Source organism: Kitasatospora sp. NPDC015121, assembly GCF_055562955.1.
Map to the genome: position 1 here is coordinate 91,742 of NZ_JBVHEH010000016.1, position 21,445 is coordinate 113,186.

21 protein-coding genes are annotated in these 21,445 nt (G+C 76.4%); 14 read left to right on the top strand and 7 right to left on the bottom strand.

Annotation, left to right across the window (positions count from 1 at the left end; genetic code table 11):
* Positions 1-4: 4 nt before the first annotated feature.
* On the bottom strand, positions 5-988 hold the full coding sequence (locus tag ACZ3J7_RS24575; protein ID WP_465624735.1) for a cation diffusion facilitator family transporter: 984 nt from the start codon (positions 986-988) through the stop codon (positions 5-7).
* 151 nt (positions 989-1,139) lie between these two features.
* On the opposite strand from ACZ3J7_RS24575, the gene ACZ3J7_RS24580 reads away from it, so the two are divergent.
* From ACZ3J7_RS24580 to ACZ3J7_RS24595, 4 genes are all read left to right on the top strand, one after another.
* A complete protein-coding gene (locus ACZ3J7_RS24580) occupies positions 1,140-2,861 on the top strand; it encodes a threonine/serine exporter family protein (RefSeq protein WP_465624737.1) in 1,722 nt (573 codons plus the stop codon).
* A gap of 37 nt (positions 2,862-2,898) precedes the next feature.
* Complete coding sequence (locus ACZ3J7_RS24585) at positions 2,899-3,900, top strand: hypothetical protein (RefSeq protein WP_465624738.1); 1,002 nt, start codon at positions 2,899-2,901, stop codon at positions 3,898-3,900.
* Between the two features lie 280 nt (positions 3,901-4,180).
* Positions 4,181-5,536, top strand: coding sequence for a C40 family peptidase (locus ACZ3J7_RS24590; protein ID WP_465624740.1), 1,356 nt, complete (start codon positions 4,181-4,183; stop codon positions 5,534-5,536).
* Positions 5,537-5,609: 73 nt separating this feature from the next.
* Positions 5,610-6,905 carry a GNAT family N-acetyltransferase gene (locus ACZ3J7_RS24595; RefSeq protein WP_465624742.1) on the top strand — a complete coding sequence of 432 codons (1,296 nt, stop codon included), beginning with the start codon at positions 5,610-5,612 and terminating at the stop codon, positions 6,903-6,905.
* A 14-nt stretch (positions 6,906-6,919) separates the two neighbouring features.
* On the opposite strand, the gene ACZ3J7_RS24600 is transcribed toward ACZ3J7_RS24595, so the two are convergent.
* A complete protein-coding gene (locus ACZ3J7_RS24600; protein ID WP_465624744.1) occupies positions 6,920-7,891 on the bottom strand; it encodes a TrmB family transcriptional regulator in 972 nt (323 codons plus the stop codon).
* Between the two features lie 342 nt (positions 7,892-8,233).
* On the opposite strand from ACZ3J7_RS24600, the gene ACZ3J7_RS24605 reads away from it, so the two are divergent.
* The 3 genes from ACZ3J7_RS24605 (at position 8,234) to ACZ3J7_RS24615 (ending at position 9,749) form a co-directional block, all read left to right on the top strand.
* On the top strand, positions 8,234-8,380 hold the full coding sequence (locus ACZ3J7_RS24605) for a hypothetical protein (RefSeq protein WP_465624746.1): 147 nt from the start codon (positions 8,234-8,236) through the stop codon (positions 8,378-8,380).
* A gap of 7 nt (positions 8,381-8,387) precedes the next feature.
* On the top strand, positions 8,388-8,729 hold the full coding sequence (locus ACZ3J7_RS24610; RefSeq protein WP_465624748.1) for a hypothetical protein: 342 nt from the start codon (positions 8,388-8,390) through the stop codon (positions 8,727-8,729).
* Positions 8,730-9,296: 567 nt separating this feature from the next.
* Positions 9,297-9,749, top strand: coding sequence for a hypothetical protein (locus tag ACZ3J7_RS24615; RefSeq protein ID WP_465624750.1), 453 nt, complete (start codon positions 9,297-9,299; stop codon positions 9,747-9,749).
* A gap of 206 nt (positions 9,750-9,955) precedes the next feature.
* Here the strand turns inward: ACZ3J7_RS24615 and ACZ3J7_RS24620 are convergent, their stop codons facing one another.
* A complete protein-coding gene (locus ACZ3J7_RS24620) occupies positions 9,956-10,726 on the bottom strand; it encodes a TetR/AcrR family transcriptional regulator (protein WP_465624752.1) in 771 nt (256 codons plus the stop codon).
* A gap of 382 nt (positions 10,727-11,108) precedes the next feature.
* Between ACZ3J7_RS24620 and ACZ3J7_RS24625 the strand changes: the two genes are divergently transcribed.
* Positions 11,109-11,630, top strand: coding sequence for a GNAT family N-acetyltransferase (locus ACZ3J7_RS24625; RefSeq protein WP_465624754.1), 522 nt, complete (start codon positions 11,109-11,111; stop codon positions 11,628-11,630).
* Positions 11,631-11,637: 7 nt separating this feature from the next.
* On the opposite strand, the gene ACZ3J7_RS24630 is transcribed toward ACZ3J7_RS24625, so the two are convergent.
* The gene (locus ACZ3J7_RS24630; RefSeq protein WP_465624756.1) at positions 11,638-12,834 is read right to left on the bottom strand and encodes an MFS transporter; all 1,197 of its coding nucleotides are present in this window, start codon (positions 12,832-12,834) and stop codon (positions 11,638-11,640) included.
* A 111-nt stretch (positions 12,835-12,945) separates the two neighbouring features.
* On the opposite strand from ACZ3J7_RS24630, the gene ACZ3J7_RS24635 reads away from it, so the two are divergent.
* The gene (locus ACZ3J7_RS24635; RefSeq protein WP_465624757.1) at positions 12,946-13,911 is read left to right on the top strand and encodes a LysR family transcriptional regulator; all 966 of its coding nucleotides are present in this window, start codon (positions 12,946-12,948) and stop codon (positions 13,909-13,911) included.
* Between the two features lie 131 nt (positions 13,912-14,042).
* Here the strand turns inward: ACZ3J7_RS24635 and ACZ3J7_RS24640 are convergent, their stop codons facing one another.
* Positions 14,043-14,651, bottom strand: coding sequence for a YceI family protein (locus tag ACZ3J7_RS24640; RefSeq protein WP_465624759.1), 609 nt, complete (start codon positions 14,649-14,651; stop codon positions 14,043-14,045).
* A 261-nt stretch (positions 14,652-14,912) separates the two neighbouring features.
* Here ACZ3J7_RS24640 and ACZ3J7_RS24645 point away from each other — a divergent pair, with 261 nt between their 5' ends.
* Together ACZ3J7_RS24645 and ACZ3J7_RS24650 are read left to right on the top strand one after the other, a co-directional pair.
* Positions 14,913-18,092, top strand: a complete 3,180-nt coding sequence (locus ACZ3J7_RS24645; RefSeq protein WP_465624761.1) for an SNF2-related protein — start codon at positions 14,913-14,915, stop codon at positions 18,090-18,092.
* 5 nt (positions 18,093-18,097) lie between these two features.
* Entirely contained in the window at positions 18,098-18,250 is a 153-nt protein-coding gene (locus tag ACZ3J7_RS24650) for a hypothetical protein (protein ID WP_465624762.1), read from the top strand.
* On the opposite strand, the gene ACZ3J7_RS24655 is transcribed toward ACZ3J7_RS24650, so the two are convergent.
* Both ACZ3J7_RS24655 and ACZ3J7_RS24660 read right to left on the bottom strand, forming a co-directional pair.
* A complete protein-coding gene (locus ACZ3J7_RS24655; RefSeq protein WP_465624763.1) occupies positions 18,237-19,100 on the bottom strand; it encodes an alpha/beta fold hydrolase in 864 nt (287 codons plus the stop codon). The genes ACZ3J7_RS24650 and ACZ3J7_RS24655 overlap by 14 nt on opposite strands.
* Before the next feature lie 54 nt (positions 19,101-19,154).
* Positions 19,155-19,778: an HAD-IA family hydrolase gene (locus ACZ3J7_RS24660; RefSeq protein ID WP_465624765.1), complete on the bottom strand. Its 624-nt coding sequence runs from the start codon at positions 19,776-19,778 to the stop codon at positions 19,155-19,157.
* Between the two features lie 174 nt (positions 19,779-19,952).
* Between ACZ3J7_RS24660 and ACZ3J7_RS24665 the strand changes: the two genes are divergently transcribed.
* The 3 genes from ACZ3J7_RS24665 to ACZ3J7_RS24675 all read left to right on the top strand — a co-directional run bounded on the left by ACZ3J7_RS24665 (position 19,953) and on the right by ACZ3J7_RS24675 (position 21,411).
* Complete coding sequence (locus ACZ3J7_RS24665) at positions 19,953-20,321, top strand: helix-turn-helix domain-containing protein (RefSeq protein WP_465624767.1); 369 nt, start codon at positions 19,953-19,955, stop codon at positions 20,319-20,321.
* Positions 20,322-20,421: 100 nt separating this feature from the next.
* Entirely contained in the window at positions 20,422-20,976 is a 555-nt protein-coding gene (locus ACZ3J7_RS24670) for a hypothetical protein (RefSeq protein ID WP_465624768.1), read from the top strand.
* A gap of 99 nt (positions 20,977-21,075) precedes the next feature.
* Positions 21,076-21,411 carry a DUF2516 family protein gene (locus tag ACZ3J7_RS24675; protein WP_465624770.1) on the top strand — a complete coding sequence of 112 codons (336 nt, stop codon included), beginning with the start codon at positions 21,076-21,078 and terminating at the stop codon, positions 21,409-21,411.
* The last annotated feature ends 34 nt before the right edge of the window (positions 21,412-21,445 follow it).

Below are 21,445 nucleotides of genomic sequence, written 5' to 3' on the forward strand. Positions count from 1 at the left end.
ACCGTCAGGACGCGGGCGGGGTCGGGTCGAGGTAGACCCGGGTGACCGCCGGGACGGCGCGGCGGACGGCGCGTTCGGCCCGGTCGCAGGCGGTTTCGACCTCGGCGGCGGTGGCCAGGTCGGCGAAGTCGACCTTGGCGGCGACCAGGACGTCGTCCGGGCCGTACACGCTGGTCACCAGGTCGAGGACCCGGACCACCCGGGGCTGGGCTTCGAGGGCATCGGTGATGGCCCGCTCGTAGCGTTCGGGGAGCGAGCGGCCGATCAGCAGCGAAGCGTTGTCGCGGGCCAGCACGTAGGCGACCCAGGCGAGCAGGGCGCCGATCAGGACGGAGGCCAGGCCGTCCCAGAGCGGGTCGCCGGTGAGCTGGGCGCCGAGCAGGCCGCCGAAGGCGAGCAGCAGGCCGACCAGGGCGGCGGAGTCCTCCAGGAAGACGGCCTTCACGGCGGTGTCGGAGGTGCGCCGCAGGTAGCGGTAGCCGCTGACGGCGAGCCGGCTGGTCTCGCCGCGCAGCTGACGGACCGTCCGGGCCAGCGAGACCGACTCCAGGACGAAGGCGATCGCCAGGACCAGGTAGGAGACCGCCGGACTGCCCAGCTCCTCCCCGTGGCGCAGGGTGTGGACGCCGTCGTGGACCGAGAACACCGCGCCGCCGACGAAGGTCGCGAAGGAGGCGAGCAGCGCCCACAGGTAGCGCTCGCGGCCGTGGCCGAGCGGGTGCGCGGCGTCGGCGGGGCGGGTGCTGCGCTTGAGGGAGAGGAAGAGCAGCACCTCGGTGACGGTGTCGGCGAAGGAGTGCGCGGCCTCGGAGAGCATCGCGCTGGAGCCGCTGACCGCGCCCGCGACGGCCTTGGCGAGGGCGATGCCGAGGTTGCAGGCGCCCGCGACGACCACCGTGGTGACGCTCTCGCCGCCACCGCCCGGTGCGTCGCCGCCGCTGCCGTCGTCGTCCCGCGCGCTGTCGACCGCCGCCCGCTGCTCGCCCATGGACGGTCATTATGTCCGGTTTCGCCGGCGGCCGCCCGGGGACGGCCGGGCCCGGGCGACCGGCTGTTCGCACCTCCGCCGCTGATCGGGCAAGGTGGAGGCCAGGAGGCCGACCCGACCGGACGGGCGGCCGGGGTGGTGGAGGCGGCGCGTGTCCGATCGAGAGCCGGAGGGCGTACCGGCGCAGGAGGCGCCGCCCACCGAGGGGCTGCTCGGGCCGGACGCGCCGCCGATCGAACGGACCGTCACCGTGCCGCACGCGCCGGAGCCGACGCAGACCGAGGGCCTGCTCGGCCACCCGCCGGTGCCCGAGGTCGCCGAGTCGGTCCGGGCCCGCCGCAACCCGCTGGCCCAGGACACCCTGACGCCCGAGGAGTGGAACGCGGCCGGCTACACCCCGTCCCACGGCATCGAGCTGGCCGAGCTGCACAAGGGCGCCCCCGGCGACGCCCCCTGGCCGGACCGGATGCGCACCCTGCTGCGGACGCCGATGGCCGAGCGCCCGGCGTTCGAGCGGACCCCGCGCGAACTGCACCCCGCCGCCGGGGCGCAGACCCAGCGCAACGTGCCGCGGGTCCTCGACCTGTCGCTGCGGATCGGCGAACTGCTGCTGGCCAGCGGCGAGGCCGCCGAGGACGTGGAGGCGGCGATGCTCGGCATCACGCACGCCTACCGGCTCGACCACTGCGAACCGCAGGTCACCTTCACGCTGATCTCGATCTCGCACCAGCCCTCGCTGATCGACCCGCCGGTCACCGCGGACCGGGTGGTGCGCCGCCGCACCTCCGACTACACCCGGCTGGCCGCCGTGTACGAGCTGGTCGCCGACATCACCGCCGAGCGGATCACCGTCAACGACGCGTACCGGCGGCTCGCCGGGATCCGCCGCAACCGGCACCCGTACCCGGCGTGGCTGATGTCGGCGGCCACCGGGCTGCTGGCCGGCGCGGCGTCGTTCCTGGTCGGCGGGCGGATCGACTCCACGGCCTGGCTGGTGTTCGTCTCCGCGTTCACCACCGCCGTGGTCGGCGACCGGCTGGCCTCCTCGATCGCCCGGCGCGGGCTGCCGGAGTTCTACCAGTTCGTGATCGCGGCGATGCCCGCCGCGCTCTGCGGCATCCTGCTGTCCTTCAACGAACTGCACCTGCGCGGCTCGGTGGTGATCACCGGTGGGCTGTTCGCGCTGCTGCCCGGCCGGGCCATGGTCGCCGCCGTCCAGGACGGCCTGACCGGCTTCTACATCACCGCCGCCGCCCGGCTGCTGGAGGTGGTGTACCTGATCGCGGGCATCGTCATCGGCGTGATGCTGGTGCTGTACGTCGGCGTCAACTACAACGCCCGGCTGCGGCCCGACGAGAGCCTGGGCGGCACCGCCAACCCGCCGGTCCAGCTGGTCGCCGCGACGGTGCTGGCGCTGGCGTTCGCGATGCTGCTGCAGACCGACCGGCGCTCGCTGCCGATGGTGGTGATAAACGCGGCGATCGGCTGGTCCACGTACGGCGTGCTGACCCGCAACGCGGGCGTCTCGGCGATCGTCGCGACCGGCGTCGCGGCCGGCCTGGTCGGCCTGTTCGGCCAGCTGCTGGCCCGCTACCGGGCGGCCTCCGCGCTGCCGTACGTGACCGCCGCGCTGGGGCCGCTGATGCCCGGTTCGGCGCTCTACCTGGGCATGCTGGCGTTCGCCCAGGGCCACGCCGGCTCCGGACTGGTCTCCGCCTCCCGGGCGGTCGCGCTGGCGCTGGCGCTGGCGATCGGCGTCAACCTCGGCGGCGAGGTGGCCCGGCTGTTCCTGAAGAACCCCGGCGCGAGCGACCGCGACACCCCGCACGTGCTGATCCCGCGCCGGGCGGCGAAGCGCACCCGCGGCTTCTGAGCACCCCCGTCGAACCGTCGGATAGAGGCACCACCAGATGATCAGCGCACTGCTGGACGGTTACCGCCACCACATCGTGGACGCCCACAAGCAGCCGCTGTTCCTGCTGCTGGTCGGGTTCATCACCTCGTTCGCGTTCATCCGGTTCAGCACCCGGATGATCCGCGCCCAGGTCCGCTGGTGGCCGGGCAACATCACCCCCGGCGGGCTGCACATCCACCACATGGTGTTCGGCCTGGGCTTCCTGCTGCTCGGCGGCACCGGCACCTTCGCCACCGACGGCGGCCACCCCTGGATCGACTGGTTCGGCCTGTCCTTCGGCATCGGCTGCGGGCTGGTGCTGGACGAGTTCGCGCTGATCCTGCACCTGGACGACGTGTACTGGAGCGAGCAGGGCCGCAAGTCGGTGGACGCGGTGATCCTCGGCATCCTGCTCACCGCGCTGCTGCTCACCGGGTACGTGCCGCTCGGCGTGGTGCCCGGGCAGGACACCCGCTGGGGGCTGGTCGCGGTGATCGGCGTCAACGCGCTGGTCTGCCTGCTCGCGCTGCTCAAGGGCAAGGTCTGGACGGGCCTGCTCGGCATCATGGTGCCCGGCCTGTCCTGGATCGGCGCGATCCGGCTGGCCCGCCCCGCCAGCCCCTGGGCGCGCTGGCGCTACACCGGGCGCCCCCGGCGCATGGCGCGCGCGATCCGGCGCGAACGGCGGCTGCACGCCCGGACGGACCGGGCCCGCACCTGGCTGTTCGACCTGATCGCGGGCGCGCCGGACAAGGTCCCGGCCGGGCACCCCAAGGCGCAGGCGGTGGCCGAGCGGATGGCCGCCCGGGCCCTCGCCCACCGGCCCCGCCCGCACCGGCGGGGACCGGGCGCGAGCACGGCCGGAACGGGCACCGGGGACGGACCGGGCGGGCCGGCCGACCGGAGCGGCGACCCGGCCCGGCGGGCCCGGGCGCAGCGCCGCCGCCGCACCGTCCGGGCCGGGCGGCCGCGGACCACCGCGACCGGGGCGGGGCGGCCGTCGGGGCGGGCGCGCTGAAGCCGTCGGGCGGGACGTCGGAGGCGCGTGGAAAGGGCGTTGAAGGGCTGTTGAAAGCCGGGGTGGCACGGCTGCGGACCGGTAGGGTTCGTGGACGTTCGATCCGCCCGGCGCATATGCCCGCTCAGACAATCCGACATCTCACCCGCACGGCCGCATGGCGATGGCGCCGGGGCGCCACCAGGTCTGACAATCTTGCGGTGCGTGACCGGATGATCACCTCATGCGATGTCCGGTTGATCGCCAGACCCCCGTGCCGCCCGCCGAGAGAGGATCCGTCATGCCGCGCAGGCTCCTCCCCGTCCTCCTCCTCTCCACCACCGCCCTGCTCGCCCTGCTGCCCGCCGCGAACGCCCCCGCGGCGCCGGCCGCGAACGCCGCCCGGGCCGCGGGGGCGCCCGCGCTCGGGCCGGTGCTCGGGCCGGTGCTCGGGCCGGTGCTCGGGCCGGTGCTCGGGCCCGTGTCCCGGCCCGCCGACGACCCGCCGCCGGACTACCCGTCCGCCGACGACGTCGCCCGCGCCCGGGCCGACGCCGACGCCAGGGCCGCCGACGCCGACGCCGCGCAGGCCAGGCTGGCCGCCGACCGGGCCGAGCTCGACCGGGCCGGGCAGGCCGCCGAGCAGGCCGTCGAGGCGTACAACGGCGCGCTGGTCCACCTCGCCCGGGCCCGGGACGCCGCGAAGGCCGCCGCCGAGCGCTCGGCCGCCGCCGAGGCCGCCCACGCCGAGGCCGCCGACCGGGCCGCCGGCCTGCTCGCCGAGATCTACCGGCAGGGCGCCTCACCCCAACTCTCGGCGATCAACGCCCTGTTGGGCGCCCGCGGCACCGCCCCGCTGTCCGCCCAGGCCGCCGCCGTCGGCACCGCCGGCGCCCAGACCCGGCAGATCCTCGACGACGCCACCGCCACCGCGAAGGCCGCCGCCGAGGCCGCCGACGCGGCCCGCGCCGCCGAGGAGGCCGCCCGCACCGCCGCCGAGACCGTCCGCACCGCCAAGGAGCAGGCCCAGCGCCGGGTCGCCGACCAGCAGACCCGGGTCGCCGACACCGCCCGCCGCCAGGAGGCGCTGCTCGCCGAACTCGCCGCCGCCCGCGAGACCACCGTCGAACTGGAGCGCCAGCGCCAGCAGGCCCTCGACGCGATCGCCGCCCGCGAGGCCGAGGAGGCCGCCCGCCGCGCCGAGGCCGAAGCCGAAGCGGCCGCCGCCGCAGCGGCCGCCGCGGCCGCCCGGCACCACGCGGTCCCGAAGCAGCGCGAGAGCGCCTGGTCGGCCGGCGGCTCCGCGGCCGCCCTCGCCTTCGCCCGCTCGGTGATCGGCCTGCCCTACATCTGGGGCGGCGAGGGCCCGCAGGGCTACGACTGCTCCGGCCTGACCATGATGGCCTGGCGCCTCGGCGGCAAGAACCTGACCCACTTCGCCGCCGACCAGTACGCCGAGTCCACCCCGGTCAGCTACGCCCAACTCCGCCCCGGCGACCTGGTGTTCTGGACGAAGACCGGCCGCGCCGCCGACATCCACCACGTCGCGATCTACCTCGGCGACGACCAGATGATCGAGGCCCCCCGCCCCGGCACCGCGATCAAGCAGGCCAGCCTCTGGATCATGGGCCGCCCGGACTTCTACGCCCGCCCCTGACGCCACGGGCCCGCCGGGCCGGGCGGCGGGAAAACCGGATGCCGGGGCGGGAGGGGCGTCGTACGGTGGCCCGATGGGCAACGACGTGCAGCAGGGCCCCGGGCGGGGCGTCGAGATCCGGGCGATCGCGCGGGAGGAACTGGCCGACTGGGACCGGGCGGTCGCGCTCGGGTTCATGCGGCCGCACGTCGCCCCCGCGCGGGAGTGGCGGGAGGCGCTGTTCGAGCCCGGGCGGATGCTGGGGGCCTTCGACCACGAGGTGCCGGCGGCGGACGGGCGGCCGCGCTGCGTCGCGACGTTCCGCAGCTTCGACACCGGGCTGACGGTGCCCGGCGGCCGGCTGCTGCCGGTGGACGCGATCACCGCCGTCACGGTCAACGCCACCCACCGCCGGCGCGGCCTGCTCAGCGGCATGATGCGCCACGACCTGACCGCCGCCCGCGAGCGCGGCTCGGCCGCCGCGATCCTGATCGCCGCCGAGCACAACATCTACGGCCGGTTCGGCTTCGGCTCGGCCGCCCCCCTGGGCGGCCTGCGGGTCGACGTGCTGCGCTCCGGCGGCATCCGGGCGGGGCTGCCGGTGCACGAGGGCCACCGGATCGACTTCGCGACCCCCGCGGAGTTCCGCGAGCTCGGCCCCGGGCTGCACGAGCGCTGGCGGCCCACCCAGCCCGGCGCGATCGGCCGGTTCGACGCCTGGTGGCGGCTGCGGGCCGGCGAGATCGAACTGCCCGGCTTCGACCGGCGGCAGGGTTTCACCGCCTTCCACCGCACCGCCGACGGCACCCTCACCGGCATGATCGACTACACCGTCGACGACAAGTGGGACGGCGCCTACCCCGACTGCCCGCTGACCGTCCGGGACTTCGTCGCGCTCGACCGGAAGACCGCCAACGCGCTCTGGACGTTCGCCTTCTCGGTCGACTGGGTGCGCCAGGTGGTCGCCGCCCACCTCGGCCCCGGAGACCCGCTGCCGCTGCTGCTCAACGACCCGCGCGGCGCCAGGCAGCACGAGGACGCCGCCGACTTCACCTGGCTGCGGCTGCTCGACCTGCCCGCCGCGTTCGCCGCCCGCCGCTACGAGGCCCCCGGCCGCCTGGTGCTGGACGTCGCCGACCGCGCGGGCTGGACGGCCGGGCGCTGGGCGCTGGAGGCCGCCGCCGACGGCGCCGGCCGGATCGTCCGCACCGAGGAGCCGGCCGACCTGGCGCTCGACGTCTCCCGGCTCGGCTCGCTCTACCTGGGCGGCGGCAGCGCGGCGGCCCTCGTCGACGCCGGCCTGCTCACCGAGCTGACCCCGGGCGCGGCCGTCCGCGCGGACGGCCTGCTGCGCACCGCCCGCGCGCCCTGGAACCAGGACAGCTTCTGAGCGGACCCGTCCCGTCAGATCCAGCCGCGCTGGGCCGCCTTGATGCCGGCCTCGAAGCGGCTGGCGGCGTTCAGCCGCTCCATGATCGAGGCCATGTGCCGGCCGACGGTGCGGGAGGAGATGCCCAGCCGCTGCCCGGCGGCGTCGTCGGTCAGGCCACCGCCGAGCAGGCGCAGCAGCTCGCGCTCGGTGGCGCTGAGGCCGGTGGCGGGGTCGCCGGGGGCGATCGTGCCGAGCGGGACGGCGGTGTTCCAGGCCTGCTCGAAGAGGTCGAGCAGGGCGGCGATGATGCCCGGCTCGGTGACGTGCAGCGCGCCCTTGCGGTTGTCCTCGGGGTCGATCGGGACGAGGGCCTGCCGGCGGTCGATGATCACCATGCGGGAGGGCAGGGTGGCCGCGGTGCGGACCTCGCCGCCCTGGCTGAGCAGCCAGTGGGCGTAGGTGGAGACGTGCGGCTGGTTGCGGGTGAAGTCCTGGAAGAGGCTGCGCATGGAGACCCCGCGGCCCAGTGCCTCGGCGTCGGGCAGCCGGCTGTCGTCGAGGTCCTCGGGACGCTTGACCCCGGGCTGGCAGCCGAGCGCCTCGGTGGTGGCCTCCCGGCCCATCCGCTCCAGCCGGCCGACGATGGCGTCCATGCCGATCAGGCGCTCGCCGTGGGAGGCCCGGTGCTCGGCGCGGTCCGCGACGAGTCGGGTGACGGCGGCCTTGGAGGCGGCCAACTGGGCCTGCCGGGCCGCGAGTTCGGCCTCCTGCTCGGCGAGCATGTCGGCCAGTCCGATCTCCGGACTGACCGCGCGGACCTGGCCCGGCCGTTCGGCGGAGGCCCGGACGAGCGCGCGGCGGCCCAACTCGTCGAGCGCGGAGTGGACGTCGGAGGGGGACAGTCCGCAGTGCGCGGCGAGTCCGTCCACCCCGTGGCCGGGGTGGTCGAGCATCGCGCGGTAGACCTCGGCCGCTCCGGCCGTCAGGCCGAGAACCTCCAGCACTGCATCCCCCCCATGGATGTGAACCCGCCTCCGGGCGGGTAACCGGTGGCATCCAAACAGCAACCCGCCGTAAGCGCAAGATCATCTTTCGCCCGTCCCGGCCGATACCGGACAGCCGGTTCGGGTCGGCCGATCCTTGCTGATGCGCTCATGACATCCTGTCTGGATCCGGACAGGCCGATTGGCGCCATCCGGAACTCCTTCCACCCGCTCCGGCGAGCGGCGAAGCTGTTCATCGCCGGCCGGGAGACAGCCCGGACGGCAGCGGGACGAAGCGCCAACCGCGGGGCGCCGGACCGGAATCGACACCCACGCGTCACAGCCACCGGAAGGATCACCACCATGAACGCCACCCGCCTCGTCAAGGCCGCCGCGGTCTCCGCCCTCGCCCTCGCCGCGCTCCTGGTCGTCCCCGCCGCCGTCTCCCCCTCGACCGGCTCCTCCTCCACCTCGGTCGTCGCCGACGGCAACATCGGCTGGGGCGGCTGATCCGCGGATGGACATCGTGCACGTCGGCCTGGCCCGCCGCTTACCCCCGCCGGACACCGGACCGGCGGTCGAGGAAGCCGAAGCCGTGGACGTGCTCTGGGCCCATGCCGACCGTGGCGGGGGACTCCAGCACATCACCGCGCAGGCCTCCGTCGACCGGATCGACTTCCTGCTCTACTACCTGACCCGCACCGCCCCGGAACCGGACGCCGCGACCGGCGCCCCGACCACCACCGCGGCCACCGCCGCCCGCCGGCTGATCGCCGACACCTACCGGGCCTCGCCCCGCTTCCGCCGCCGGTACCTCCCGCCGGAGCCGCCGGCCGTGACGGACCGCGCCGAGCACTGAACGGCCCGCACCCCCTCCCCTCCCTCCCGCTCCGCAGCGCCACCGGACCGCAGCCCCGGCCGCACCTGCGGCGGAGCCGCCGGCGCCCACCGGCCGGCCGCCGACGCGGCCCCCGACCGACACCACGCCCCCACTGGAGTACCGCCATGCCTCCGCACGCCCCGCGTCCCGACGTCCACCACGCCGTTCCGGCCGCGGGGGGCGGCCCCGGCCGCCGGGCGGCCCGGGGCGACGACGACAGCGCCTGGGGGTGCCGCGGCGGCGTCAACGCGCGTCCCGTGTGACCACCCCGGCGGGTGCCGAACGCGCGTGCGGTGGCGCGGGGGCGGCGCGGGGCGGGTGCGGCACTGGCGGACCGCCGGTGAGCTGGGGGAGGCGTCCGCCGACGGCCACCCGGAGGGGTGAACGCGAGTCCGACCCGGACGCCCCTGTTCGAATCCCGGCGGGTCGACAGCTCCCTCCGCACTGCCTAGCGTTCGGGGCGTTCGGGCCGGAAGAGACGCCCCGGCGGCCGCGGTGCGACCCCGGGGCGCGGCCGAAGCTCCCCCCACCCCGGAAGGCATCGACGTGTCCCGTTCCGACCTCTGGGCGACGGCCCTGGTCGCCTTCGTCGCGCTCCTGCTGGTGGCCGCGATCGCCCGGCTGCTCTCCGCCTCGGCCGAGCCGCCGACCGGCCGCCACCGGGCGGGCGGCGCCCGCACCCCGCCCGTGCCGACGCCGACCGTCCGGTCCGTGCCGGTCCGGCCGGTGGTCGCCCGGCCCGCGCCGGTCCGGCCGGTGCCGGTGTGGGGGCCGCCGCCCCGGCCGGCGCCGGTCCGAGCCGTCCGGCCGGTGCAACCCGTCCGGCCGGTGGTCGCCGGGCCGCCGCCGCACCCGCTGCCGGCCTGCTCCAGGTTCCACCGGCCGCTGTCCGTGCACGCGCTGCGGCGCACGATCATGCCCCGGCTGCCGGTCGTGCACGGCCCGGCCGTTCCGGTCCGGGCCGTGGCCAGGGTGGTGCGGGCGCGGGCGCGGGCGTGACGGACCGGACCGGGGAGGATTCGACGACACATCGACACATCGACACGTCGACTCGCGGCGGCCGCTGCCCGTACTCGCGGGCGTGCGGCACCAGGCGGCCGAGGTGGGCGGCGACGACCGGCCGGGCTGCCTCCCGGTCCGCCACCGGTATCCGTCCCCCGGTCCGGCCCGACCCCAGTGCCGGGCCAACGGGCCTGCCGGGCGGGCTACTTGACGACGGACTTGCCGATGGTGGGCAGTACGAAGTCCTGGATCAGGCCCTTGGCGTCGCGGACCAGGGGGCGGAAGACCCGGTAGCGGGAGAGGTTGATCAGGCGGGCGACCAGGGGGGTGGAGCGGCGGACGAACTCGCGGGTGCGCTCGGTGTCGGGGGTGCGGTCGAAGACCCAGTAGAGGACGACGACCATCAGGTGCAGCCAGAGCACGTCGGGGAGCAGCTCGACCAGTTCGGCGTCCAGCTTGGGGGCGAGCTCGGAGCCCTGCAGCACCTCGCGGAAGAGGTCGACGGCGGTGGCCCGGGCCGGGTGGGACTCGTTGGAGAACGGGCTGAGCGAGCTGGTCGGGTCGGCGGCGGTGCGGAAGAACTGGGCGGCGAACTCGTGGTACGGCGCGGCGGTGTCGAGCCAGGACTCCAGCGCGATCTGCAGCCGGTCGCCGAAGTCGCGGGTGTGCGCCATCCGGGCCCTGGCGTCGGCGGCGTGGTCGTGGGTCATCAGGTCGTAGAAGCCCTGGATCAGGAACTCCTTGGCCGAGAAGTAGTAGTAGGCGCTGCCGACCGAGACGCCCGCCTCGGTGGCGATCGCGCGCATGGTGGTCTTCTCGTAGCCGCGCTCCTGGAACAGCCGCATCGCGGTCTCCAGGATCAGCGCGCGGGTGGCCTCGCTCTTGTCGGTCTTCGGCTGGGCCCGCCCGCCCGCCAGCTCGCCGGACGCGGGCAGGCCGGTGCCCGGTTCGCCCTTGTCGCTCGCGTTCTCCACGCCGCCCGACCCTACCGGGCGCTGATGAGTCCGCTCCTGGCCGTTCTCTGGCACCTCGCCCCGCCTGATTCGCTTTTGTCGCGGTCGCCTACGGGCCCGAGCCTAGCGCCGGACCGGGACAACTCCGGACCGGGAGGGCGAATCGGAAGTCCGCCGTCGCGCCCGGTGCCCCCCGGCGCCGGGCGCGACCGCGGGGCGGTCCCGCGGGTCGGCCGACTGCCGGTCCGGCGTGCCGGGCACGGCGGACCGCTCCCCTCCGACGGCCGGGGGCAGGTTTTTCGAACGCGTTCAAAATCCTGCGGGAGCGACTCTAGGGCACCGGTTCGGGCACGCTCAACTCCTCGGCGGGAAAAGCCGCGGGAAGGTGTGGAAGGCTGGCCGGATGTCTGCCGCCGCCAGCCCGCCGCCCCACCCGCCCGTCCTGCGCGAGGGCGGGACCGCGGACGCGGCGGCCGTCGCCGCGCTGCACGTCGCGAGCCGCCGCACCGCGTACGCCGGGCTGGTGCCCGACCGGGTGCTGGCGGCCGAGGCCGCGGAGCAGGAGCTGCTCTGGACGCTGCGCCTGGACGCCGACTACGGGACGCCCGCCGACACGCCCGTCCTGCTGCTGGCCGAGGCCGCCGGCGACCTGCTCGGCTTCGCCTACCTGGTGCCGGACGGCGGCCTCGTCCGGCTGGAGCAGCTGCACGTCCGCCCCGGCCGGACCGGCGGCGGCATCGGCACCCGGCTGCTGCGCGCCGCGCTGGAGCGCGCCGAGGGGGCGCCCGTCCGGCTGGAGGTGCTGGCCGCCAACCGGCGGGCGGTCGCGTTCTACGAGCGGCACGGCGCCCGCCGCCTCGGCCGGGGCGCCGCGCGCTTTTCGGACGGGACGGAGCTGCCGGAGTACGCGTACGGCTGGAACTGACGGGACGTCAACCGGCCCTCCGGGTGAGGCGGAGGGCGGCCGTCAGGGCGAGCGCGGCGGCGCCGGCCGGCAGCAGGTAGCCGGTGCCGGGGGCGGTGTGCTGGGCGAGGGCGCCGCCGAGGGTCGCGCCGGTGGAGATGCCGACCAGGATCGCGGAGACCGCCAGCGCCATGCCCTCGGTCAACCGGTCGGCGGGCAGCAGGCGTTGGGCCAGCGTCATGCCACTGACCATGGTCGGCGCGGTGCCCGACCCGGCGGCCAGCAGCGCCGCGCCCAGCACCGGCAGACCCGCCCCGGCCAGGCCCGCCGCCAGTGGCAGCAGCATCAGCGCGGCCATCGCGCCGGTGCCGAGCACGAGCCGCACCGCCGCCGGGCGGCGCGGACGGACGGCGCCGAACACCAGCCCCGAGACGCAGGACCCGGCCGCGACCAGGGCCAGCAGCCCGCCGCCGGCCGACTGCCGGCCGAGCGCGTCGGCGTACGCGAGGGTGGTCACCTCCAGCGCCCCGAACAGCACCCCGGCGGCGAGGAATACGGCGAGCAGCGCGGGCAGGCCGGGCGTCCGCACCAACCCCCTCGCCCGGGAGGCGCGCCGCGGGCCGACCGGCGGCTCGGTGGCGCGCTGGGCGGCGAACAGCAGGGTGCCGGCGGTGCCCAGCGCCCAGGCGGCGAGCAGCCCGGCCTCGGGGGCGACGGCGGTGCACAGGACCATGCCGAGCACCGGCCCGGCCATGAAGCACAGCTCGTCCAGCGCCTGCTCCAGCGCGTTGGCCCGGTGCAGCACGGCCGGGTCGGCCCGGTGCAGGTGCGCCCAGCGGGCCCGGGCCATGCCGCCCAGGTCGGGGCTGCTGCCGGCCAGCGCCCAGCACGGGAAGAGCGTCCAGGCGGGCGCGCCGGAGCGCACGCACAGCAGCAGCGCCGCCGTCGGCAGCGCGGTGGCCAGCACGGCGGGTACCGCGACCCGGGCCTGCCCGCACCGGTCCACCAGCCGCCCCAGCGGCGGCAGCAGCGCCGCCCCGGCCAGCACCCCGACCGCCGAGACCGCCCCGGCCAGCGCGTACGAGCCGCGCCGGTCGGCGACCAGCACCACCACGCAGACGCCGTGCATCGCCGTGGCGAGCCGGCCGAGCAGCCCGGACAGCGTGAAGGTCAGCGCGCCGGGCGCGGCGAACACCGGACGGTAGTGGGCGAGCGGCAGCGACAAGGGGGGACTCCGAGGGGGTGGTGGGATGCCACCAGCCTCGGGCCGGGGGAGCGGGGGCGTCCAACACCTGCTCCGCCGCGTTCACCGCTCCCCGTTGTTAATCTGCCGGGCGTGCCCCGAGACGTCCACCCCCGCCTGCTGCGCAGTTTCGCCGCCGTCGCCGAGACGCTGCACTTCGGGCGGGCCGCCGAGCGGCTGCACCTGGCGCAGCAGGCAGTGAGCCGGGACGTCCAGGCGCTGGAGCGGGAGCTGGGGTGCGTACTGCTGCTCCGCACCACCCGCAGCGTGGAGTTGACCGAGGCGGGGGCGGCGCTGCTGCCGAAGGCGCGGCAGCTGCTGGAGCTGCAGGCCGAGATCACCGCGCTGGGGGACGCCCGGGCGCTGCTGGTGGACCTGAACAGCCAGGACTGGGGGCCGGAGCACGCCGCCGAGCGGGTGCTCGCGGCGGCGCGGCGGCGCTGTCCCGAGGCCGAGCTGCTGGCCCGGTACTGCGGTGGACTCACCGCCGCGGCAAGGGAGTTGGCCGCGCACCGGCTGGACGCCTCGTTCGGGCGGTACGCCGGGCTGCCCGCCGTCGACCGGGGGCGGCTGGCGCACCTGCCGGTGCGGTTGGAGCCGCTGGCGGTCTTCCTCCCGGCGGGGCACCCGCTGGCCGGGCTGGCGGCGGTTCCGCTGGCGGCGCTCGCCGGACACCCGGTGGACGTGTTCGCCGGGCAGCCGGCCACCGCCGAGTGGACCGACCTCGGGGTGCGGCTGCTGGCCGCGCACGGTCTGGCCGCCGCGCCCGGACGGACCCCGCCGGTCGGGGCGGCCGAGTTCGCCCGCTACCTGGCCAGGCACGGCGATCCGGTGCTGACCGCGGTCGGGGCGCGGGACTTCCCGGGGGCGGTGGTCCGCCCGCTGGTGGAGCCGGTGCCGCTCAGTCTGGTCGGCCTGGTGCACCGGCCGGGGGCGCGCCATCCGGGGCTGGTCGCGCTGCGCGCCTGCGCGGCCGTACTCGCCGCCGCCGAGGGCTGGTTGCGCCGCCCGCCGGGCAGCTGGCTGCCGGCCGAGGACGCGGCGCTGCTGCCGGCCTGAACGCCTGCCCGCCCTGCCTGAACGCCTGCCCGTCTGAACGCCTGAGCGTCTCCGGAGACGGCGGCGCCCCCGCCGGAGGGGACGGCGGGGGCGGGACCGGGGAGGCCGCGCGGCGGCCCGGGCGGGCGGGCTCAGGAGGCTCGCACGGCGGAGACGTCCAGGGTCAGCTTGACCTTCTCGCCGATCAGCACGCCGCCGGTCTCCAGCGCGGCGTTGTAGGTCAGGCCCCAGGAGGTGCGGTCGACGCTGGTGCCGCCCTCGAAGCCGACCCGGTTGGCGCCGTACACGTCGGTGGCGGCGCCGGTGAACTCCAGGTCGAGGACGACCGGGCGGGTGGTGCCCTTGATGGTCAGGTCGCCGTGCAGGCGGTAGGTGTCGCCGTCGACCCGCTCGGCGGCGGTCGACGTGAAGGTGATCTCCGGGTGCGCGGCGGCGTCGAAGAAGTCGCCGGTGCGCAGGTGCTCGTCGCGCTGGGCCTGGCCGGTGCTGATCGAGGCGACCTTGATCACCAGCTCGGCGGTGGACGCGGCCGGGTTCTCGCCGTCCAGGTGCAGCTTGCCCTCGTACTCGGCGAACTCGCCGCGGACGTTGGTGACCATCGCGTGGCGGACCGCGAAGCCGATCCGGGAGTGGGCCGGGTCGATGGTGTAGTCGCCGGTCAGGTGGGCCAGGTCCGGGCCCTGGGCGGCGGCGGCCGGGGCGGCGGTGGCGGTGTTCTTGCTGCGGTTGAAGATGCCCATGGCTTCTCTCCTCGGTTTGGGAGTCGAAGCCGTTTGTTGAGGCTTCAACTTGTTCACGTGGTTCACCGTACGCCGATCTGGTTCAACTTTCAACCATGAAGTTGAAAGTTGTTCTACATCCCGGGGTGGGGCGCCACCCACAGCGTTGTCCCCAGCCTGTGGACAGCGCCGCCACCGCGCCGAAAACCGGGTGCGCCCACCCGGGAGAGTTGTGCAGTCCGCCGTCACCGTGTCGCCGTCCTCCTCGACGCCTCCGGCTCGATGGACCGCACCCTGCTCGGCAAGGCGCTCGGCGCGATCGCCTCCTACGCCGCCGCCCGCAGGACCTGTCGGCGGACCGACCTACCCTGGAAGGCCCCCGCACCGTCCCCCGGAGGTCCGATGTACGTCCTGCACGCCCAGTGGCGGGCCGACGCGCGGCTCGGGGTCTGGGCGGAGGACGCCGGGGCGTTCCGCGGCCGGGCGGTGGAGGGGGTGCGGCACCCGTTCGCCTGCGCGGCGCAGGAGGTGGCGGACCTGCTCGCGGCGGTCGGGCCCGGCCCGGCCTGGCTCGCGGAGCGGGGCGACGAGCGGTGGCTGACGCTGCGGCTGCCGACCCTCGGCGCCCGGCCGACGCCCTCGCCCGACCTGCCGGTGGGCTCCACCGCCAAGGGCCCGGTGCTGCGGCCGTGGCGGGTGCCCGCGCTGCTGTTCGACCTGGCGGAGGCCGCACAGCTGCTCGGCGAGCTGTTCGACCCGTACTGGCCCGGTACCACCGTCGAGCTGCCGGACGGCCGGACGGCCGAGCTCGCGTACGGGGCGTCGCTGCGCTGGCTGACCGGCGTGCACGACCTGGCGTGGCGGCTGGCCGGGCGCGGCCGGGTGCTGCCCGCGCTGGTGCCGGAGCCCGACGGCTGGGCGGCCCGCTGGCGGCCCGCGTACGACCCGCCCGCGCACCGGGAGGCGCTCGCGCTGGCCGCCGGCTGCCCCCCGGTCGCCCGCGCCGAGGAGGGCCGCGCACCCACCCCGGGCGCCCTGTTCGACACCGTGCTGGACGCGCTCACCGACCACGAGACCCGCACCGCGCTGGCCGACGCCCCGCCACCGCCCGCCACCGCCCCGGCCTGGCTCACCGCGCTGCGCGGCCCGGACGCCCGGCTGCCCGCCCCGCCCGCACCCGCGCTGGTCGCCCGCCTCGCCGCCGGCACGGCCGGCACCGGTCCGGCCGGCCCGGTCCGGCTCGCCTTCCGGCTGGCCGAACCGCTCGGCACCGCCGCCGACGACCCGGACGCCACCGTCCCGGACGAGACCTGGCGGCTCGACGTGCTGCTCGGCCCGGTCGACCGGCCCTCGCTGCTGCTGCCCGCCGCCGCACTCTGGTCCGCCGGGCCCGGCTCCGCCGCGCTGGCCCGGACGGTCGACGACCCCGTCGCCGCCTACCTGGCCGAACTCGACCGCGCCGCCCGGCTGTTCCCCGACCTGCGGGCCGCCCTGCACCGCACCCGCCCCGCCGGGATCGACCTCGACCGGGCCGGCGCGCTCGCCTTCCTGCGCGACACCGCCCCCGCGCTCGCCGCCGCCGGGCACGGCGTCCTGCTGCCCGCCTGGTGGCAGCGCCGCCCCCGCCTCGGCCTCGCCGCCACCGGGCACACCGCCCCCGCCCCCGGCTCCGTCCGGCGCGCCGCCCAGGCCGACCGGGACGCCGTGCTGGACTTCCGCTGGCAGCTCGCCGTCGGCGAACAGTCGGTGACCGAAGCCGAGTTGGCGGAGATCGCGGCCGCCCAGGCCGGCCTGGTCCGGTTCCGCGGCCAGTGGATCGAGGTGGACGCCGGACAGCTCGCCGCCGCCCTGCGCTTCCTCGCCGCCCGCCGCGACGACCCGCGGCTGGACGCCGCCGCGCTGCTCCGCCTCGCCGCCACCGACGGCGCCGTGGTCGACGGCCTCCCGGTCACCGCCGTGCACGCCCGGGGCCCGCTCGGCGACCTGCTGGCCGGCCGGCTCGGCCGCCTCCCCGGCGCCCGCCGCACCCCGCCCCCGCCCGGCTTCACCGGCACCCTCCGCCCGTACCAGGAGCGCGGGTTGGCCTGGCTGGACGCGTTGGGCCGACTCGGCCTGGGCGCCGTCCTCGCCGACGACATGGGCCTCGGCAAGACCGTCCAGACCCTCGCCCTGCTCGCCCTCGAACACGACCGGGGCGCTCGCGGTCCCGTCCTGCTGGTCTGCCCCACCTCGCTGGTCGGCAACTGGCACCGGGAGGCCGCCCGCTTCGCCCCCCGGCTGCGCGTCCAGCTCCACCACGGCCCCGGGCGCACCCTCCCCGACCCGACCGCCGACCTGGTCGTCACCACCTACGGCGTGCTCCAGCGCGACGCCGCCCTGCTGCGCGCCGTTCACTGGCGCCGGATCGTCGCCGACGAGGCCCAGCACGTCAAGAACCGCGCCGCCCGCCAGTCCCGCGCCCTCCGCTCGCTGCGCTCCGGCCCCCGGATCGCCCTCACCGGCACCCCCGTCGAGAACCGCCTCGCCGAACTCCACAGCGTCCTCGACTTCGCCAACCCCGGCCTGTTCGGCACCCCCGAGTCCTTCCGCGAGCACTACGCCGTCCCGGTCGAGCAGTCCGGCAACCAGGACGTCGCGGCCGCCCTCCGGCGGCTCACCGCGCCGTTCCTGCTGCGCCGCCTCAAGAGCGACCCCGAGATCGGCCGGCAGCTGCCCGCCAAGCAGGAGTTCACCGTCCGCTGCGACCTCACCCCCGAGCAGGCCGGCCTCTACCAGGCCGTGGTCACCGACCTGCTCGACCGCCTCGGCGGCGTCCGCGGCGTCGAACGCAAGGGCGCGGTGCTGGCCGCCCTCGGCCGGCTCAAGCAGGTCTGCAACCACCCCGCCCAACTCCTGCGCGACACAAGTCCGTTGGGCGGCCGCTCGGGCAAGGTCGAACGCCTGGTCGCGCTGCTCCGGGAGGCCCTGGCGGAAGGCGACCGGGTCCTCGTCTTCACCCAGTACGCGGAGTTCGGCGCCCTGCTCCAGCCGCACCTGCGCCGCCGCCTCGGCACCCCCGTCCCCTACCTGCACGGCGGGCTCGCCGCGCCGCGCCGCCAGGAACTCGTCGACGACTTCCAGTCCCCGGACGGGCCACGGGTGTTCCTGCTCTCCCTGAAGGCCGGCGGCACCGGCCTCAACCTCACCGCCGCCAACCAGGTCGTCCACCTCGACCGGTGGTGGAACCCCGCCGCCGAGGACCAGGCCACCGACCGCGCCCACCGGATCGGCCAGCACCGCGACGTCCAGGTCCGCAAGCTGGTGTGCACCGGCACCATCGAGGAGCGGATCGTCGAACTCATCGACAGCAAGCGCGAGTTGGCGGAGGCGGTGGTCGCCCCCGGCGAGCGGTGGCTGACCGAGCTGCCCACCGACCGGCTCCGCGAACTCCTCACCCTCTCCGCCGACCCGACAGGCCCCTGACCGCCGTGGACCAGCCCCTCGACCACGCCCTCGACACCTTCTGGCAGGGCGACTTCACCCTCCGGGACACCCCGCCCGAGCCCCCCGCCCCGCCCGACCTCCCGCCGGAGTTCGCGGACCTCCTCGCCCCGCTCTACCGCCACCTCACGGAGCAGTAGCGGCCCCGGCGCCCCCCGCTCCGCCCCGCGGCTCGTCCAGGAACCCGTTCACCAGGTCCGCGAACGCCTCCGGCCGCTCCACCCACGGCCGGTGGCCGACCCCCGGGAGGACCGCGAGCCGGGCACCGGGGTGGAGGTCGGCGACCAGCCGCGCGGGCGCGGTGCCGATCATGCCGTCCCGCTCGCCGGCGACCACCAGCACCGGGACCGGCACCGGCCGCCCCCCGCCGGAGCCCGCGTAGAACGCCTCCCGCATCCAGGGCGCCGCCGGGGCGGGCGCGGGGTCGAACGCCGCCGCGCGGGCCGCCTCGTTCCAGGTGCCCCAGAAGAACGGGGTGATCCGCCGGGTCAGCTCCGCGTTCGGGCCGGTGCCGGAGGCCAGCAGGGCGTCCGCCTCCGCCGCGTCCGGGTACCAGGGCTCGGCGGCCCGGGCGGCCCTGATCGCGGCGAGCTCCGCCGCGTCCGGCTCCCGGGCCGCCCGGCCGACCGGCGTGACCAGCACCAACGACCGCACCCGGTGCGGGAACTCGGCGGCGTACCGCTGCGCGGTGAGCGCGCCCGCCGAGTGCCCGAGCAGGTCGAAGGCGTCCAGCCCGAGGTGCTCCCGCAGGGCCTCCAGGTCGGCCGGCTGGGCGCCGAACGCGCAGCTCGCCCGGTCGGCGGGGACCGCCGAGCGGCCGCAGCCCCGCGGGTCGAACCGGACCAGCCGCCGCCGGGCGTCCAGCCCGCCGAGGGTGCCGAGGTAGCGGGCGTCCATGCCGGGGCCGCCGGGGACGGCCACCAGGGGCGGCCCGTCGCCCAGCCGCTCGTAGTGCAGGGCGGTGCCGTCGTACCCGGGGAAGATCGTCATGGCCCGGATGGTGGCACGCCGGGGCCGCTCCCGGCAGGGGATTCCACCGGGCGGTCAGCCGAGCAGGCCGTGGCCGTGGAGCACGGCTCGCAGCCCGTCCGCCCCGTCGTGGCGGTGGCCGTGCATGCCGAGCGCCGTCGCGGCGGCGACGTTCCCCGCCGAGTCGTCGACGAACAGGCAGCGCTCCACCGGGACGCCGGCCAGCCCGGCGGCCGCGAGGTACACCCGGGGGTCGGGCTTGGCGCACCCGAACCGGGCGGTGTTGAGGACGGCGTCCACGGCGGTGTCCAGCCCGTGCGCGGCGAGGTCGGCCTCCAGCCGGGTCGTCCCGTTGGACACCAGCACCACGGGGACGCCGCGCCGCCGCACCCCGGCGACCAGCGCCAGCACGTCCGCGTCCACCCGGCACGGCTGCCGCCCCCAGGCCGCCACCGCCTCCCGCGCCGCCGCCAGCGAGCCGCAGGCCGCCACCAGGTCCGCCGCGACACCCGCCCGCCACTCCTCGTCGCTGACCGCGCCGGTCACCGCGGGCAGCAGCCGCTCCGCCCGGAACGCCGCCCCGGCCACCGTCCCCGGCGGCAGCCCCCGCTCCCGGTCGACCTCCGCCAGGTCCCCCCACAGCCGCAGCACCCCGTCCAGGTCGCACAGCACCGCCCCGACCCGCCGCCCCACCGCCATCCCGCCCGACCCCTCTCCCGTCGTGGACGGCCGACGCTACCGGACGGGCCCCGGAGGTCCCGGCGGGCCGCCGGGCGGGCGCGCGCACCGGGGGCGCCGCGCCCCCGCCGGGCGGTGTTCGCGGCTGCTAGCAGCCTGCTTGCAATTGCAAGCAGATCGGTGCAGACTGCCCTCATGGCGTCACTGAACGTGGGCTCGCTCGGCGAGTACATCCGGGAGCAGCGGCGGAGCGCGCAGTACTCGTTGCGGCAGCTCGCCGAGGTCGCCGGGGTGTCGAATCCGTACCTGAGCCAGATCGAGCGCGGGCTGCGCAAGCCCAGCGCGGAGATCCTCCAGCAGATCGCCAAGGCGCTGCGGATCTCGGCGGAGACGCTGTACGTGCAGGCCGGGATCCTGGAGGAGCGGGGCGAGGACGGGCCGGGGCTGCGGGCCGCGATCCTGGCCGACCCGCTGATCAGCGAGCGGCAGAAGCAGGCGCTGCTGTCGGTGTACGAGGCGTTCCTGCAGGAGAACCAGGCGGGGCGTCCCAGCGGCTCCGCGTGAGCGAGACCCCGGGAGACCGGGCCAGAACGAGACAGACCTGCGTGACCGAGGCCCCGTGCGACCCGACCGTGCGGCGGCACCCCGACCGGGAGGACCCGACATGCCGATCAGCGACGAGCTGAAGAAGACCCTGACCGACCCGACCCCGCTGTACGCGCTGGCCGGCGCCGGCGACCTCGCGTACGAGAAGCTCCGCGAGGTGCCCGCCCAGCTGGAGGCGCTCGCGGCGGACCGCAAGGGCACCCAGGAGAAGGCCGCCGCCGCGCTGCAGGACGCGGGCGCCGCGCTGGCCGGGGCGCAGGCGAAGGTCACCGAGGCGGTCACCGCGCTGCCCACCGACGTGAAGGAACTCCAGGCGAAGGCGCAGGAGTTCGCGTTGCAGCAGGTCGGCCGGGCGCTGGAGTTCGCGGTGAAGGCCAAGGAGGTCTACGACGAGCTGGCGGTCCGCGGCCGCACCGTGGTCGACGCCGCCGCGGCCGCTCCGAAGGCCGAGGAGCCGGCGGCCGCCGAGGACGAGGCGGAGGTCCAGGAGGTCGTGGTCGAGGAGGTGGTGGTCGCCGAGGTCGTGCTGGACGAGGAGGACGCCGCCGCGTCCGAGCCGGCCGCGAAGAAGGCGACCCGGTCCCGGAAGGGCGCCGCGCCGAAGGGCGAGTGAGCCGGGGCGCGCGACCGGTGCGGGAACGCCGCGCCGACGGGGGCCGTTGACTGCTGCGGCGTCCGTGCCAGGATGGAACGAGAGAGTGAGGAGCCCCGGTTGATCCTGTACGTCGACCTCCTGGACCCGTTCTGGTGGATCGCCACGGCGATCATCTGCTTCAAGGTGTTCGCGCTCGGCGACGCGGTGTTCCGCAAGGAGGACGCGTACCGGGCCGCCGACAAGAAGAGCAAGGGCTTCTGGGTGATCGTCCTGGCCCTGGCGCTCGTCTGCGACCTGGTCTTCGGCGCCAACCCGGTCACCGGCCTGCTGACGCTGGCGGGCCTGGTCGCCGCGATCGTCTACGTGGTGGACGTCCGCCCCGCGATCAAGCTGCTGACCGACGGCCGGGGCCGCGGCGGGCGGAGCAACCAGGGCCCGTACGGCCCCTGGTGACGGAGCGGTAGCCGACGACGAACGCACCAGGGCG

What these genes read in the sequence shown, in the direction of transcription:
- ACZ3J7_RS24660 (WP_465624765.1), bottom strand. Translation starts at nt 19,778, where the DNA reads ATGGCGGTGGGGCGGCGGGTCGGGGCGGTGCTGTGCGACCTGGACGGG.
- ACZ3J7_RS24670 (WP_465624768.1), top strand. Translation starts at nt 20,422, where the DNA reads ATGCCGATCAGCGACGAGCTGAAGAAGACCCTGACCGACCCGACCCCG.
- ACZ3J7_RS24640 (WP_465624759.1), bottom strand. Translation starts at nt 14,651, where the DNA reads ATGGGCATCTTCAACCGCAGCAAGAACACCGCCACCGCCGCCCCGGCC.
- ACZ3J7_RS24655 (WP_465624763.1), bottom strand. Translation starts at nt 19,100, where the DNA reads ATGACGATCTTCCCCGGGTACGACGGCACCGCCCTGCACTACGAGCGG.
- ACZ3J7_RS24625 (WP_465624754.1), top strand. Translation starts at nt 11,109, where the DNA reads ATGTCTGCCGCCGCCAGCCCGCCGCCCCACCCGCCCGTCCTGCGCGAG.
- ACZ3J7_RS24585 (WP_465624738.1), top strand. Translation starts at nt 2,899, where the DNA reads ATGATCAGCGCACTGCTGGACGGTTACCGCCACCACATCGTGGACGCC.
- ACZ3J7_RS24575 (WP_465624735.1), bottom strand. Translation starts at nt 988, where the DNA reads ATGGGCGAGCAGCGGGCGGCGGTCGACAGCGCGCGGGACGACGACGGC.
- ACZ3J7_RS24610 (WP_465624748.1), top strand. Translation starts at nt 8,388, where the DNA reads ATGGACATCGTGCACGTCGGCCTGGCCCGCCGCTTACCCCCGCCGGAC.
- ACZ3J7_RS24590 (WP_465624740.1), top strand. Translation starts at nt 4,181, where the DNA reads ATGCCGCGCAGGCTCCTCCCCGTCCTCCTCCTCTCCACCACCGCCCTG.
- ACZ3J7_RS24595 (WP_465624742.1), top strand. Translation starts at nt 5,610, where the DNA reads ATGGGCAACGACGTGCAGCAGGGCCCCGGGCGGGGCGTCGAGATCCGG.
- ACZ3J7_RS24665 (WP_465624767.1), top strand. Translation starts at nt 19,953, where the DNA reads ATGGCGTCACTGAACGTGGGCTCGCTCGGCGAGTACATCCGGGAGCAG.
- ACZ3J7_RS24645 (WP_465624761.1), top strand. Translation starts at nt 14,913, where the DNA reads ATGGACCGCACCCTGCTCGGCAAGGCGCTCGGCGCGATCGCCTCCTAC.
- ACZ3J7_RS24605 (WP_465624746.1), top strand. Translation starts at nt 8,234, where the DNA reads ATGAACGCCACCCGCCTCGTCAAGGCCGCCGCGGTCTCCGCCCTCGCC.